Here is a 15,292-nt window from a genome sequence, read left to right on the forward strand (position 1 = left end):
TGGCAGCCGCGGCGCACAAGCTTTTTCCGCTGTCACGCCTTTTATGCGGCCACAGTCTCGGAAGCGGCTATTACTATACGCTCGAAACGGGAAAGCCTATAAACAAAGAACAGATCGAAGCGCTTGAAAAATCTATCCAAAAGGCATACGAAAAGGGGCGTAAAGTCCCGCCGGGGCTTTATTCGCATCTGGGGCTTTTATATCTAAGCGCGGGCAACGGCGTGAGGGCGAGGGAGAGCTTTGAAAAAGAAGCTCAGGCCTTCCCTGAATCAAAACCGTTTTTGACCTTCGTTACAAACCCCGCCGCGCTTAAAAAAGCTGAGGCTGCAGCCAAGCCCGGCGCCGATAAAGCCCAAGGATCAAGCGGACGCGAAGCCGCCAAAGCAGCCTCTGCAAAGCAAGGCAAAGTTGCCGCAAAGCAGGGCGGCAAAACGAATAAAAAGGCTAAAAAATGAAAAATAAAGCTCAAATAGCGATTTTTAGCGTATTCGTGGCGCTGTTTTTTAACGCGTGCGCTCTAAGCGAGCCTGAAATTTACGACTACTCGGCGCTTCAGCAGGCTAAGCCGCGATCGATTTTGGTGCTGATGCCGACAAACGAACCTACCGAAGTGGACGCAGGTGCTGCCGTGCTTGCCAACGCGATCTATCCGCTAAGCGAGGCGGGCTATTACGTATTTTCGCCTACGCTCGTGCATGAGACCTTCAAAAATAACGGAATTTACGAAGCGAGCGAGATCCAAAACGTCTCCGCGCACAAGCTAAGACAGATTTTCGGCGCAGACGCCGTGCTATACATGGATGTCGTCAAATACGGTACTTCGTATATGCTGCTAAATAGCGTAAGCGTCGTGGCGGTCAATGCTAAGCTAGTGGATCTGCGAAGCGGCGCGACGCTCTGGGAGGGCTCGGCGCAGGTAAGCGACGACTCAAGCAGAGGCAGTAGCGATCTTGTAGGCATGCTGATCTCCGCGGTTATCAAACAGATCGGCGATACCGTCTCCGACGCGGGATACAAGCTCTCTGCGAGCGCAGATGCGATGCTGCTGGGCCAAAACTGCAACAAATGCTTGCTCTACGGCCCGTATTCGCCGCACTACGGCCAGGATAGACAGCTTGGCGGCGGAAAATAAATTTTAAAAAGGACGAAAATGAAACTAGCCGAGGCGCTGATACTGCGCGCCGACATACAAAAACGCATCGAGCAGCTAAAATCAAGGCTCGCGGACAACGCAAAGGTGCAAGAGGGCGAGAAGCCCAGCGAAGAGCCAAAGGCGCTGCTAGCCGAGCTGGATGCGCTCACGGATGAGCTTGAGCGCCTAATCGTTCGGATAAATTTAACCAACTGCACCGCAAAAGCGGACGGCAAAAGCCTAACCGAGCTAATCGCTAAGCGCGACGTACTCACGCTAAAAGCGGGCGCGCTGCGGGCTTTCGCGCAAACTGCCGCACAAAAGGTGGACGTTTATTCTCGCAGTGAGATTAAAATCCTAAGCACGGTCGACGTCGCGGCGCTGCAAAAGCAAGTAGATGAGCTAGCTAGGCAGATCAGACAGCTTGACACGACGCTGCAAGGCGCAAACTGGCAGACCGATCTGACCAACTAAAGCGTCAAATTTAGCGGCGAAATTTGAAAGGATTTCGCGAAAAATAAAATTTCGGGTAAGTATCGCAAGGGGCGAGTACAAAAAATTATGGCAGCGCTCGCGGAAACGGCGCACCCCTTTTACGATTTATTTTCAGTAAATTTACAAGGGCAATGTAACTACGCAATGTAACTACCGCGTACTGATCTAGCGATACCCAGGGCGGGAACGGGGAAATTTTGAAACGAAATTTTGATTTTAATAGCGCGACTTGCTGGCTCGCGGCGAAATTTGGCGGCGATTTTGGCGGGTTTGACGCTCAAATTTTTCGTTAAATTCAGGCGCGCTTGCAATTTTGCATTTTAGCCGCGAGTGTCAAATTTTACAAAAATCATAAAATTTAGCCAAATTTAAAGGATGAAATTTGAAATTTAAAACCCTTGCGCTGGCGGTCGCGTTTTGCTTTGCGACCGGCGTAAATGCAGAGCTCGCTACAGAAGCGAATTCCATAAATTTTAGAAAAACGAGCGGCGCGGAACAAAATCTCGCGGACGCAAAAGACGCCAAATTTCAACACGCGCATTTTAAAAACGCAGATACCGCAGCGAGCGGCACAACCCCAAACTCATCGCAAAAAGCAACCCTCATCGACGAAGCGAAAAATTTCTACCGCGTGGACGAGCTACTGTTTCGTAGTGCTCAGCTTGACGGAAACGACGCCGCAAAGCTGCACGAGCTGGGTGTCAAAAGCATCGTAAATCTGCGCCATTTTAGCAGAGGCGGCGACAAAAGGGTGTTTGGGGATCAATTTTGGCTCGCGAACAAGCCGCTTCGAAGCTGGGAGATAAAGCCCGCGCAGATCGCGGACGTCTTGCGCACCATTCGCGAGCGCCAAAAGGAGGGTGCCGTGCTCGTGCACTGCTATCACGGAGCCGATCGCACGGGCCTTGTGGTGGCGATGTACCGCGTGATCTATCAGGGCTGGAGCTTGGATGCCGCGCGTAGCGAGATGATAGAGGGCGGATACGGCTTTCATCCCATGTGGCAAGATATCGCGGGCTTTTTGACGCCGCAAAACGAAGCGCTCGTAAGAACCGAGCTTGGAATTTAGACGAAATTCGCCCGTTAGATCAAACGGTGGCGAAATTTGTAAATTTAATAATGACAAAGTGCCGTTTATAACGAAATTTTAGAATACGAGCTACGTATATTTTCTGGGGCGAGGCTCTGGGTACACCAAAATAGGGGCGAAAAACGAGCTGCAAAGACGCGCGGAGTTTGAGCAAAAATTTGAGGCGTACAAGCAAAAGGCGCGAGAAATTTTAAATTTATAGATATTGCTAAAATTTTACTCTTTGCGGCGAGCTAAATTTAAGGCCGCAAATTTCTAAAAAATATAGTAAAGAGATTGCAAGATAGCAAAATTTAAGTCGTAAAAATTTACGCATTTTTCTACTAAAAATTCTCATACCTTTTTCAAATATGCGCTCATACCGCTGCGGCGCATGCATAACAAGCAAAAAGCTAAATTTTAAGAGCCCAATTTGCGCTTGCGGCGACTGAGAGCGTTAAACGTCCGCAAATATCAGACAAAATATTCGTAAATTTAGCCGAAACGCAGTAAAATTTGAGCGGCAAATTTAACAAAAGGAGCGATCGTGGAAAATTTATTGTTAGCGCAGCTGCGCGAGGCGCTACCGCAGGGCATGCGCGTGCCAAGCGAACTTGAGGCGCTTTATGCGTGGATCGAAGCGAATGGCTTTTATGACGACGCGGGCGGGCGCAGACGCGGCTATCTCTACCCACAGGATCGGCTGCAGCAGAGTTGGAGCGACGATGAGCGCGAGGGCGGCACGGACATCGCCTTTTTCACGGATGAGCCGAAAAATCGCGACGAGGAGCTAAGGTATTGGTTTTACGGCGAGGATCGCGAGCTTGCCTCGGAGATCAAGCAGCAGCTTTGTGTGTTTGCGGGTAGCGGCTCGGAGGGCTCGATGTGCGCGCTGTGGCTGGATGATGCGGGCGAGACGAAGATCGTGCACATGGGCTCCGGCTCGGGTTCGACGATGACCTGCGTTTTGGCTCATAGCGGGCTTGATTTTTTGCGATTGCTTGCGATCGGATACGATGAGATCTGCTGGGACGAGGATTTTAGCGCTCCGCCAAACAGCGAGGAGGACGACTTTATCGTGCATCCAAACCTGAAATTTCAGCAGTGGGTAACACAGACGTTCAAAACGACGATCCCGCAAACAGCGCTTGAGCTCGTCACTCCCGCGCATCTAGACGACGAGAACCCGAGCGATGAGTTTTTGATCTGGGTAAATCGCGTCGCGGGATAAAATTTAAAGCGGCTTTTGCGCTGCTTAATGAAGTATTGCGGGGTTTGCTTTCACAGGGAACCTTGTGAAATTTAAGCTTTTGCTGGCTAATTTAAAGAGCCTAAATTTAATGGATATCTTTTGATTAAAATTTTAATGGTAGCGGTATCTATTTGGAAAAGCATTAATCATCTATTATTGCTTTTGCTACTCTTAAAATTTTTAATAAATTTGCTCGATAGAATTTAACTCTTTGCAGTGTGGCGGTAGAATTTTTGCTGCTATCCGAAATAAGACGCGATAGAAAAGTTGCTGCGTCTTTAGGAATCCAAATAAAAATTTAGCTAAATTCCGCGTGGATGGATTATATCAAAGCATGGAAGTTCTGTCGGTTTAGCAAAGAACTGATTGAGACTAAATTCTAAAGCAGAAAAAACAAGGTTAAAAGCTTTTCGGTAGTTTTGGCGATAGGTTGTCTTTAAATGTCGTATCAGAAAAATTGTAACCGCAGCGACGCAGGCAGCGCGCGCAGAGCAAAAAATGGCGCGAGCATCTGTATCGGCGTAGCGTTTTTAGGCTTCGTACGAAAGATCGTATCCAAACGATCCTATTGCCAAATATCTGCATAAATTACGACGGATTTTTATCGAGGGTATGGGGGGCGAGCTACAAGGCGTATCCAGCGAATATGTCTTTGCAGCTAGCTGCGCGCAGGCATTTAAAAGACGGAAAGTAAAAGCGAACAGGTTGAAATCTGAAAGCATTAATAGGCGCGCAATAGGCAAATTGCGCTCAGTGGCGAAGTGAGCGCAAACTTTTTGGCAGCTTTGAGCTGTTTGCACGCGCGTAGGGTGGCAGGCGCTACTTTACTTTAAATCTCTTTTTGGATCTTGGGTTTGCGCGTGCAGAGCAGCAAGCGCTAAGCAGCTCGGCGCGGAGGTATCGTATTTTGCACCGCTTTCGCAGTAACTTCTCCTTGATACCTACCAGCTGACGCACTTTCTAGCAAGATGAGTGATTGTTGTTTTGACATTGATGAGGATGAGCTTGGCGGGCTTATGACAGCATATACAGCTCAGTAGCCGTAAACGCGTAGTTCGCAGCGTTTTATGAATTTAGCGGAGGGTTTGAGCCGGGTGGGCATGCATAGTTTTTTAGCGCCTTGTGGAAATTTAAGACGAGTGTTATTGCGAGCGGGTGCAAATTTTTAGGTAAAATTTTATGCTCATTGATTTTTATATGGCTGCACTAAAGCATGCTCTATACGGAAAAATTTCGTATAAATTTTTAACGTAAGCTTTGCCCATTTAAGGGGAGAGGAGAAGGGAATAAAATTTTACGATCAAAAGGGTGGGGGATTATTCAGCAGGCTGTGTGTGCAACGCAAAAATAGCGATACAGGAAGCGTGCCGTGCCAAGCAGTGCGGATGAAAAGATGATTTTCATCCGCCACTTTTAAAATAAAATTTCGCGACCAAAAAGGCGTTTTTGCCTTTGTAAATTTTAAAATTTTGCTAAAAATTCTTTGTATTTTTCTGCACTTTTTGCGATATATTCGCTATCTAGATGAAATGAAAATCCATAGCCAAAGTGGCACGGCAGCAGTTTAGCACCCGTAAAATTCATCGCGCATTTAAAAGGCGTGATAACTTCTTCTATGCCAAATCCGATCGTGCCGTCTTTTTTATAGTTGTTTTGCTCGTCGCCTATAGTGATCGCTAGGGAGAATTCTTTACCTTTTAGCTTGCCGCCGGTGCTGCCGTAAGCCCAGTCGTAGGCGAATACATCGTCGAACCACTGCTTTAAAAGCGGCGGATAGCTGTACCAATAAAGTGGAAACTGAATGATAATTTTATCGTGGCTTAAAAGTAGCTCCTGCTCGCGCGCAACATCTATTTTGCCGTTTGGATAAGCAGCGTAAATTTCGTGAATATCAAATTTATCCGCTTGCTTTTTGGCTACCTCGCGCCACGCCTTATTTGCGTGTGAGCTTGCCATATCGGGATGAGCGATGATGATTAGGTTTTTCATATTTTCTCCTTGTTTGAAATTTCTTACATTATATGTTTTTTGGCTGAAATTTTGATTTACTATTCAGATACTTATATTATGAAGGATCTAAAATTTATATACGAAATGCGATAGGCTTTGTAATCGTAAAATTTTATCAGAATTAAATTTTTTACATAAATTTTATCTGCGAGATTTCATTTAAATTTATAAGTAGATTTTGACCTTAGCCATATTGGAGTGACAAGAGAGATAAAATTTGGTTTATGCGAGACTTTACTTATCAACAAAATTTAAGTTTAAGTAGATACTCTGGATGGGATATTTGCGTCATTGCTTTTAGGTAAATTTCAATATTAGTGTTTAAGTCTTAAGCGAATTAATAAAGCCGAGAGCGAGTCTCGGCTAAATTTTACAATAAAATCGGTGCTATTAGAAAGCCGAGCGCTACTGAAAATGCTATAGCTAAAACACCTGGGAGGAAAAAGGAGTGGTTGAATATATATTTACCTATCCTAGTAGTTCCGGTATCATCCATCTGAACGGCTCCAAGTAAGGTCGGATACGTAGGAAGCACGAATAGTGCGGAAACTGCAGCGAACGATGCAACTAAGATATATGCGTCTCCGTTATTTGTAGCAGTTAGTCCAAGCGCAGCAATAACCGTAGGTATAAGCGCTTTTGCAGTAGCGGCTTGAGAGTAAAGAAGCATACTCGCAAAAAATAACGCTATAGCTAGCATAAATGGATAGTCTTTGACAAAATCACCAGCGAAATTTTTGATAGCATCGGTATGATTTACCACGAAAGTATCACCTAGCCACGCTACGCCGAGTACGCATACGCACGCCGTCATACCACTTTTAAATGTAGCGGTATTAAATAGCTTATCGACTTTGACGCCACAACTTACCGTTATTAGAGTAGCGATGACTAACATGAAACTCATAATGGCATTATCTCTAGTTAGCACTAATACTTTAGTAGGTTTATCGGTATTTTCTACGTATTTTACATTGGTAGTTGAGTCGGTTTTGACTTTTATGTTTTTTGCGACTAGTTCGTTAAATTTATCAGGATCTTTGCTTTCATAGATTTTTTCGTAGCCTGTCACGTAACTTGGTTTTATCCAGCCTACATTTTTGCTAATAGCCGTAGCGTATAAAACGACGGCGATAACACCGATCAAAAATATCAATACCGATCTTTTGGCTCCTGCAGGAAGTTCTTTATTTTCTTCTGTTTTAACCTCTTTTATTAAGCCCTCTTTAAGCCTTCTTTGATATTCTGGATCGCTACTTAGATCGAGATTATAAAATAAATTTATAACAAGAGCCGTAAGCATACAACCGATAAAGGTCGTAGGTATCCAAATAGCAAGCAATAATGGATAGCTAATGCCTAATCCGCCTAAAGCATGCTCGCCTGCCATAAATACAACCGCCGCTGAAACGGGGCTAGCAGTAATGGCTATCTGGCTAGCGACGACGGCTATACTAAGAGGTGCACTAGGCTTAATATTTTGAGTCTTTGCTACCTCTGCAATGACAGGTATCATAGAAAACGCCGTATGTCCCGTCCCTGCAAATACCGTAAGCAAATATGTAACTATCGGAGCTAAGAAATTTATATATTTTGGGTGTTTTCTTAGTATTCCTTCGGCTATTTGTACCAAATAATCGAGTCCTCCTGCTACTTGCATAGCCGTAATAGCGGCGATAACAGACATAATGATTAAAATGACGTCCCATGGTATACTGCCCGCTTTTAGACCAAGCCCCAACGTAAGAATGACGACGCCAAGACCGCCTGCATAGCCTATAGCCATACCACCTAGTCTAACACCCAAAAATATCGCACCGAAGAGTACGATCAATTGCAATATCAATGAAATGTCCATTGCAAAACTCCTTATAAAGTAATTTTTTTAACGGCGCGCAGAATTCTAAAGATTTCAGCAGGTAAAATCCGAATTATCTTTATAATTCAGTGGTCGGAATTCTATGCGGAATTTTATCCTAAAATTTCGCAAGTGGAATTTTACTCCACGGAAGCTAAATCTAACTTGATGAAATTCTGCATCTACGGAATTCTGCACGATCAATTTTATCTATTTAGAATTCTACTTTGCGGAATTTCGCCTATTAAATTAACCGACGAAATTCCGCGCCGCACCTAGTTTGGAACTATTTTTTGCTCATATGTGGGTTGAGCATAGATTTAGGCTCTAGGATCTTATCGATCTCCTCTTTTTTCAAATATCCGCGCTCTAAGCAGATTTCGCCGACGGATTTTCCGGTCTGAAGTGCCTCTTTGGCGATACTTGCGGATTTTTCGTAGCCGATGTATGGATTGAATGCAGTAACAATACCAACAGAATTTAGCACCGATTTTAGGCAAGCTTCAGGGTTTGCTTTTAGATGTTTGATAGCTTTTTCAGCTAGTGTATTCATCGCATTTTCCAAAAGCACAATCGAGTTAAATAGCGCATATGCGATGCCAGGCTCAAACGCATTAAGCTCGAATTCTCCGCGCTCGGAGCAAAGCATGATAGTAACGTCGTTGCCGATTACCTCATAGCAAGCCTCGCCTACGACCTCAGCGATGACTGGATTTACTTTGCCCGGCATGATGGAGCTGCCCGGTTGCATCTTAGGAAGCTCGATTTCGCCTAGTCCGCATCTAGGACCGGAGTTCATAAGACGTAGGTCGTTTGCGATCTTGCTTAGGCGAACGGCTGCTGTTTTTAACGCGCCACTAACGTGAACGAAGTCTGCGGTGTCTTGTGTAGCGGCGATGAAATCCTCTGCAGCTTTAAATTTAACGCCGGTGATTTCACCCAGTTTTTTCTCGACTACGTTTTTGTAATCAGGATGGCAGTTGATACCCGTACCAATCGCCGTAGCGCCCATATTTAGGTAAGTCATCGACTCTCTAGCGGCTTTGATAAGCGCGATATCGGTTTTGATGTAGGTAGCAAAAGCATTGAAAGTGTTTCCAAGAGTAGTAGGAACGGCGTCTTCAAGCTCCGTCCTTCCCATTTTGATGACATCTTTGTATTCTTTGGCTTTAACTTCAAGCTCTTTTTTCAAATTTTCCATAGCTTTTAATAAGTCGGTTAGCTTGGCGTAAGCGGCGACTTTGATCGAGCTAGGATAGGTATCGTTGGTGCTTTGACCCAAATTTGTGTGGTCGTTTGGATGAAGGTATTGGTATTCGCCCTTTTTGTGTCCCATGCTCTCCAAAGCTATGTTTGTAATGACTTCGTTGGTATTCATATTCGTCGAAGTTCCGGCGCCGCCTTGGATCATATCGACTACGAATTGATCTCTAAACTCTCCTGCGATAAGTCTGTCGCAAGCTTTTGCAATCGCATCGGCTTTTTGTGCGTCTAGGACTCCGACCTCTTTATTGGCTAGCGCAGCTGCTTTTTTGATTTGTGCAAATGCTTTGATAAAAAACGGATAGTCTTTGAGCGCTCGTCCGCTTAGATGGAAGTTCTCTAGTGCCCTAAATGTTTGCACACCGTAGTAAAAATCGTCGGAAATTTCTAATTCACCGATGAAATCGTGTTCTTTTCTGGTCTTTGCCATAATAAGTCCTTTCGTTGAAATTGTTAATGGAATTTTAAAGCTTTTAGTATTAAAAGCAGCTTAAAACGTAACGAAAAATTAAAATTTAGAAATTAGTATGATTGTTTAAGGCTTTAAATGGAATTTTACTTAAAAAATATTTTGGAATTCGCTACTAAGGCATAATTACACTTTAATAGAAATATTGTATCGCACGTAGATTATGAAAGTGAAATTATAAAAATTCTTGTTTAGCTTAAATTATAATTTGAAAAATTTGAACTTAAAGGCGATAAAATGGAATTTTTCATTGTATTTGTATTTACTGGCGTGGAACTATTTTTTGCGTTTTATAAAATAAACATATAGAAGCGAGATTATAATGACGACGGCGAACAGAGCGATCGTAATTAGATGCAGATCTTGCTTGATTAGCTCCTCGTTTTCGCCGATGAAATAGCCCAAACTCATAAGTATTAATGTCCAAATCGCAGCTCCAAGCCCAGTAAATAGCACGAAGCGCGCGACATTCATCTTTGCAAGGCCCGCAGGAAGGCTGATGTATTGACGGATGCCAGGGATTAAGCGGCAGTTAAACGTTGAAATTTCGCCATGACGGTTAAAAAACGCTTCGAATTTTGCAAATTTCTCCTCGGTGATGCCTACGTATTTGCCGTATTTAGCGATAATCTTACGTCCAAAAAAGTAGCATAGATAGTAATTAAACAGCGCGCCGGTAATGCTACCACCAAGCCCACAAACAAATGCTATAACAAAGCTCATCTGCGATTTTGAGGCCAGATAGCCCGCAGGGATCATCACGACTTCACTTGGGAAAGGAAAGAAGCTGCTTTCTAAAAACATCATCACAAAAATGCCAAGGTATCCCCAACCTGCGACAAATTCTACGATAAAATTTACGATATTAGAAAGCATTTGAATTCCTTGATTTAATGTGTAAAAACCGACTGTATTTAAAATTACGCAAAATTTAACATCGGCAGAGCAAATAAGTTTGAAATTTAACAATCCGGCGATATAAGAGTGATCTTAAAATTTCACAAAATTTAGCGCATATAAAACAAAGACGCAGGCTAAAATTTATCCCTGCAAGTTGCCGCTGCAGCGAACTTGCATATAAATTTAATAGCCTCGCGCCTTAAAATTAAAACTATTTTGCGTATTCGATGTTTAGTTTGCCGAATAGCTCATTAGCCTTGTCATCGATTTTTTTGTTTACTTTGCTTGGAAGTAATTGATTTTTGATGAGATCTTTTACCTTTTCAAACGGCATAGTCTCAGCCTTTTTGCTGCTTTCTTTGTAGATTACATGATATCCGAATTGTGTCTTTACCGGAGTTTTGCTCATCTCGCCATCTTTTAGCGCAAACGCCGCTTTTTCAAACTCCGGCACCATCATCCCTTTGCCAAAAGAGCCCAAATCGCCACCGTTTTCTTTCGCACTTGGATCGATTGAAATTTCTTTAGCTAGTTTATTAAATTCCTCTTTTAAATTCTCTTTTTTGACTTTTGATAGCTTCGCAATCGCGTTTTTAGCAGCCTTTTCGTCTGCTACTAAGATATGACTTGCGGTAACGGAATCTGGTTGCATGAAATTCTGTTTATTTTCATCATAAATTTTTTTAGCTTCCTCGTCGCTGACGCTTACGTCTTTAGCTTGCTCGCGTTGCCATAGATTAAATGCAATGCCATCTTTAGCAAGCTCTAGCTGATGTTTATATTCGTCGCTGTTTTCAATACCTGATTTTTTCGCCTCTGCGATTAGAAGTTTGTATTTGATTAGATCGTCGATTAGTTTTTTCTTCTCATCGGCGGTTGGTTCCTGTCCGCCGTGCTGCATGCCTTGAGCTAAAAACGGTGCAACATCCTCATCCGTAATAGTGATATTCGCGTCTTTTGCAGTAGCCAAAACGCCTGCATTAAGCGAAGATATAGCCATAGCGGCAACAAAGCTGAAAGATAAAATTCTTTTCATTATTTTTCCTTTATTCGGTAAATTTCGCGCAATTATAAAAAAAGATAGTAAATAAAATAGCCAATGCCAGCAAATTCGGCGCGAATCCTGCGCCGAATTTTAAAAAGAGGGGAGTTAAAACGACGGGATGATTGCGCCTTTATATTGCGTCTCGATAAACTTCTTCACTTTCTCGCTTTGAATCGCTTTATCTAGCGCCTTGATTTTAGGGCTATTTTCGTTGCCTTCTTTAACGCTAATAACATTTGTATAAGGGTTGCCCTCAGCCTTTTCTAAAAATAGCGAATCTTTGATCGGGTTTAAATTTGCGTTAAAGGCAAAATTTGAGTTAATAACGGCAATATCGACATCGCCCAGAGTGCGTGGAAGCGCGGCGCCTTCAAGCTCTAAAATTTCTAAATTTTTAGGGTTTTTCGTGACATCTAACGGCGTGCGTAGCTTGGCGTTTTGATCAACTTCGATGAGCCCCGCGGCTACGAGCAGATCAAGAGCGCGGCTTTCGTTGGTCGGATCGTTTGGCACGGCAACTTTGGCGCCGTTTTTAAGATCTTTTAAATTTTTAATCTTATGGCTGTAGATGCCCATCGGCTCTAAATGCACGCCCACGGTCGCTTTTAATTTTGTGCCTTTGTTGGCGTTAAATTCCTCCATATACGGCACGTGCTGGAAAAATCCCGCATCCACGTCGCCGCTATCGGTAGCGAGATTTGGGGTTACGTAGTCGTTGAAAACCTTGACCTCAAGATCGTAACCTTGGGCTTTTAGATCAGGCTTGATCTGCTCTAAAATTTCGGCATGCGGTATCGGAGTAGCGGCGACTACGATTTTTTCGGCAAGAGCGAAACTGACGACGCTAGCGCTAAGAAGCGAAGCGAGAAGAAATTTCTTCATATTTAATCCTTTTGGTTAAAATTTCGCGGTATTATAGCAGGTAGAATTTTTAATGTCAAGTGTTTTTATATGATTTTTTAAAATTTTATCTAAAATATTCTAAAATTCGATATTTTTATATATATTTAAATACTACATTTTATTGTATAATGCAGAATTGGCACGCTTTAATGAGCGCTTTACATAAATTCCGCTAAAATCGCAAAATTTAAAATTTTAAAAAAGGGCTGAAAATGGCAGATTTTTACGACGCGAAAGCCGTAGAGGAGAGCTTTTATAAAATTTGGGAGCAGCGCGGTTATTTCGAGATCGACGGCAATAAAGATATCCAGCAAAAAGGCAAAAACTTTTGCATTATGATGCCCCCTCCAAACGTCACCGGAGTGCTTCATATCGGGCATTCTCTCACTTTTACGCTGCAAGATATTATGACGCGATACAAGCGAATGGACGGCTACCGTACGCTTTGGCAGCCGGGGCTTGATCATGCAGGCATTGCGACGCAAAACGTCGTCGAGCGCGAGCTTTTGGCGCAAGGGATCAAAAAAGAAGAGATAGGGCGCGAGGAGTTTTTAAAGCACGTTTGGCACTGGAAGGAGCAAAGCGGCGGGCAGATCGTAAAGCAGATGAAGCGTCTTGGCGTCACGCCTGCGTGGAGCAGACAGCGCTTTACGATGGATGAGGGGCTTAAAAACGCCGTTCGCAAAGCATTCGTAAGCTTATACAACGCGGGGCTCATCGTGCGCGGAAACTACATGGTAAATTGGTGCACGCACGACGGCGCGCTAAGCGATGTAGAGGTCGAACACAAGGAAAACAAAGGCAAACTTTATCATCTGCGCTACTACTTTGCGGACGAACAAAATTCAAATTCTTGCAAAGATTCGAGCGAGACGAGCCGCAACTACATTGTTATCGCGACGACGCGCCCCGAGACCTACTTCGGCGACACCGCCGTAATGGTAAATCCCGCGGACGAACGCTATAAAAATTTGGTCGGTAAAAAAGTCGTGCTACCGCTAATCGGTCGCGAGATAGAGATCATCGCCGACGAATACGTCGATATGAGCTTCGGAACGGGCGCCGTGAAGGTCACGCCCGCGCACGATACCAACGACTACGAGGTTGGCAAGCGCCACGAGCTGGGCTTTATCACCGTTTTTGACGAAAAAGGAATTTTAAACGAGCAGTGCGGTAAATTTCAAGGCTTAGAGCGACTTGCCGCGCGCGAGCAGATCGTAGCGGAGCTTGAGCGGCTGGGCTTTATCGAAAAAATCGAGGATTACGAAAATCAAGTCGGCTACTGCTACCGCTGCAAAAACGTCGTCGAGCCGTACATCTCGCAGCAGTGGTTCGTGCGCGCAGATATCGCAAAAGAGGCGATCTCTAAGGTAAATTCCGGCGAGGCGGAATTTTTCCCGAAGCACTGGATCAATAGCTTCAACGCCTGGATGCGCGAGCTGAAGGACTGGTGTATCAGCCGTCAGCTGTGGTGGGGGCATAGAATTCCCGTATTTTACTGCGACTGCGGTCATCAGTGGGCGGATGAGCGCGAGAGCCCCGATGTCTGCCCAAAATGCGGCGGTAAAAATTTTACTCAAGATCCCGACGTGCTCGATACGTGGTTTTCAAGCGGTCTTTGGCCGATCAGCACGCTTGGCTGGGGCAACGGTGAGGCGTTAAAAAACGAGAAGTGGTTTGAGGGGGATTTGAGCGAATTTTATCCGAATACCATGCTGATTACGGGCTTTGACATTTTATTTTTCTGGGTCGCGCGTATGATGTTTCAGTGCCAAAACGCCATGGGCGAGCTGCCGTTTCGCGACATCTACCTGCACGCCTTGGTTAAGGATAAAGACGGCAAAAAGATGAGCAAATCGAGCAAAAACGTAGTCGATCCGCTGCTAAAAATCGATGAGTTTAGCGCCGATATTTTGCGCTTTACGCTTACGATTTTGTGCGTGCAGGGGCGCGATCTGCGCCTTAGCGACGACAAGCTTTTGATATATCGAAATTTTACGAACAAGCTTTATAACGCGAGCAAGTTTTTGCTTTTAAACGCCTCTAAATTTGACGATTTGGACGCGGCACGGATTAAAACAAGCCTCGGCAAATATATGCTTTCGCGCTTCAACTGCTGCGTGGGCGCGGTGCGGGAAAATTTAGACGAATACCGCTTCAACGACGCTGCAACCGAGCTTTATAAGTTTTTTTGGGACGAGTTTTGCGACTGGGGCATCGAGCTTAGCAAAGCGGACAAGACCGCGATCGGCGAGCTGGGGATGATTTTTAAAGAAGCGATGAAGCTGCTAAGCCCATTTATGCCGTTTCTAAGCGAGTATCTGTATCAGGAGCTAAGCGGCACGAAGCTGCAAGACGCGCGCTCCATCATGGTGATGAGATACCCACATCCTGGCGAGCGCGACGAGCGGATCGAGGAGCTATTTTCGCTTCTTATCGAAGCGATCGTTAGCATTCGCCGCGCAAAGGCGACGATCGAGCTCGGCAATGCGCGCGTAGCCAAAGCCTACGTCAAATCCGCGGTCGACCTAAGCGCTGCTGCGGACTACATCAAAACGCTAGCAAAGGTCGATGAAGTGGAATTTACGCAGCAAAATATCGCAAATTCCGCCCGCGACGTAAGCGAGAGCTTAGAAAGCTTTGTACCGCTTGAGGGGGTCGATCTTAGCGGCGTGATTTCGCGCCTTAACGCGCAAAAAGCAAAGCTGCAAAAAGAGATCGAAAAGCTCTCGGGCATGCTAAATAACGAGAAATTCGTGGCCTCCGCCCCGCAAGCCGTAGTCGAAGCCAACCGCGAAGGACTGCAAAGCGCGCAGGAAAAATTCGCCAAGGTATGCGACGAGCTAAAGGCGTTTGGCGAGTAGTCCGCTCGTTTGAGTCTAAATTTAAATCAAGG

Annotated in this window: 12 protein-coding genes; 6 read left to right on the forward strand and 6 right to left on the reverse strand. The window is 44.7% G+C overall.

The genetic code is table 11. The features are described from left to right. From Q0393_RS04535 to Q0393_RS04555, 5 genes are all read left to right on the forward strand, one after another. Positions 1–455, forward strand: a 455-nt coding sequence (locus Q0393_RS04535; protein WP_298978231.1) for a DUF4810 domain-containing protein, incomplete at its 5' end; no start/stop codon positions are given. Beyond that, a complete protein-coding gene (locus Q0393_RS04540; protein ID WP_298978233.1) occupies positions 452–1,132 on the forward strand; it encodes a DUF799 domain-containing protein in 681 nt (226 codons plus the stop codon). The genes Q0393_RS04535 and Q0393_RS04540, both read left to right, overlap by 4 nt. An 18-nt stretch (positions 1,133–1,150) precedes the next feature. Beyond that, positions 1,151–1,606: a DIP1984 family protein gene (locus tag Q0393_RS04545; RefSeq protein WP_298978235.1), complete on the forward strand. Its 456-nt coding sequence runs from the start codon at positions 1,151–1,153 to the stop codon at positions 1,604–1,606. A gap of 403 nt (positions 1,607–2,009) precedes the next feature. Next, positions 2,010–2,696: a tyrosine-protein phosphatase gene (locus tag Q0393_RS04550; protein ID WP_298978237.1), complete on the forward strand. Its 687-nt coding sequence runs from the start codon at positions 2,010–2,012 to the stop codon at positions 2,694–2,696. 547 nt (positions 2,697–3,243) lie between these two features. Beyond that, positions 3,244–3,927 (forward strand): SMI1/KNR4 family protein, encoded by a 684-nt coding sequence (locus tag Q0393_RS04555; protein ID WP_298978239.1) that lies wholly within the window; start codon positions 3,244–3,246, stop codon positions 3,925–3,927. A 1,482-nt stretch (positions 3,928–5,409) separates the two neighbouring features. Here the strand turns inward: Q0393_RS04555 and Q0393_RS04560 are convergent. The 6 genes from Q0393_RS04560 to Q0393_RS04585 form a co-directional block, all read right to left on the reverse strand. Beyond that, entirely contained in the window at positions 5,410–5,937 is a 528-nt protein-coding gene (locus tag Q0393_RS04560; RefSeq protein ID WP_298978241.1) for an NAD(P)H-dependent oxidoreductase, read from the reverse strand. 391 nt (positions 5,938–6,328) lie between these two features. Beyond that, positions 6,329–7,816: an anaerobic C4-dicarboxylate transporter gene (locus tag Q0393_RS04565; RefSeq protein ID WP_177389295.1), complete on the reverse strand. Its 1,488-nt coding sequence runs from the start codon at positions 7,814–7,816 to the stop codon at positions 6,329–6,331. A 286-nt stretch (positions 7,817–8,102) separates the two neighbouring features. Beyond that, positions 8,103–9,509: an aspartate ammonia-lyase gene (locus Q0393_RS04570; protein WP_005870686.1), complete on the reverse strand. Its 1,407-nt coding sequence runs from the start codon at positions 9,507–9,509 to the stop codon at positions 8,103–8,105. A gap of 315 nt (positions 9,510–9,824) precedes the next feature. After that, on the reverse strand, positions 9,825–10,424 hold the full coding sequence (locus Q0393_RS04575) for a DedA family protein (protein ID WP_297916153.1): 600 nt from the start codon (positions 10,422–10,424) through the stop codon (positions 9,825–9,827). A 235-nt stretch (positions 10,425–10,659) separates the two neighbouring features. Beyond that, positions 10,660–11,484: a peptidyl-prolyl cis-trans isomerase gene (locus Q0393_RS04580; RefSeq protein ID WP_005870679.1), complete on the reverse strand. Its 825-nt coding sequence runs from the start codon at positions 11,482–11,484 to the stop codon at positions 10,660–10,662. A 114-nt stretch (positions 11,485–11,598) separates the two neighbouring features. Beyond that, positions 11,599–12,375, reverse strand: a complete 777-nt coding sequence (locus Q0393_RS04585) for a MetQ/NlpA family ABC transporter substrate-binding protein (protein WP_005870677.1) — start codon at positions 12,373–12,375, stop codon at positions 11,599–11,601. Positions 12,376–12,608: 233 nt separating this feature from the next. Between Q0393_RS04585 and Q0393_RS04590 the strand changes: the two genes are divergently transcribed. Beyond that, complete coding sequence (locus Q0393_RS04590) at positions 12,609–15,260, forward strand: valine--tRNA ligase (protein WP_298978244.1); 2,652 nt, start codon at positions 12,609–12,611, stop codon at positions 15,258–15,260. The last annotated feature ends 32 nt before the right edge of the window (positions 15,261–15,292 follow it).

The organism is uncultured Campylobacter sp., assembly GCF_938015785.1.
Taxonomy (GTDB): Bacteria; Campylobacterota; Campylobacteria; order Campylobacterales; family Campylobacteraceae; genus Campylobacter_B.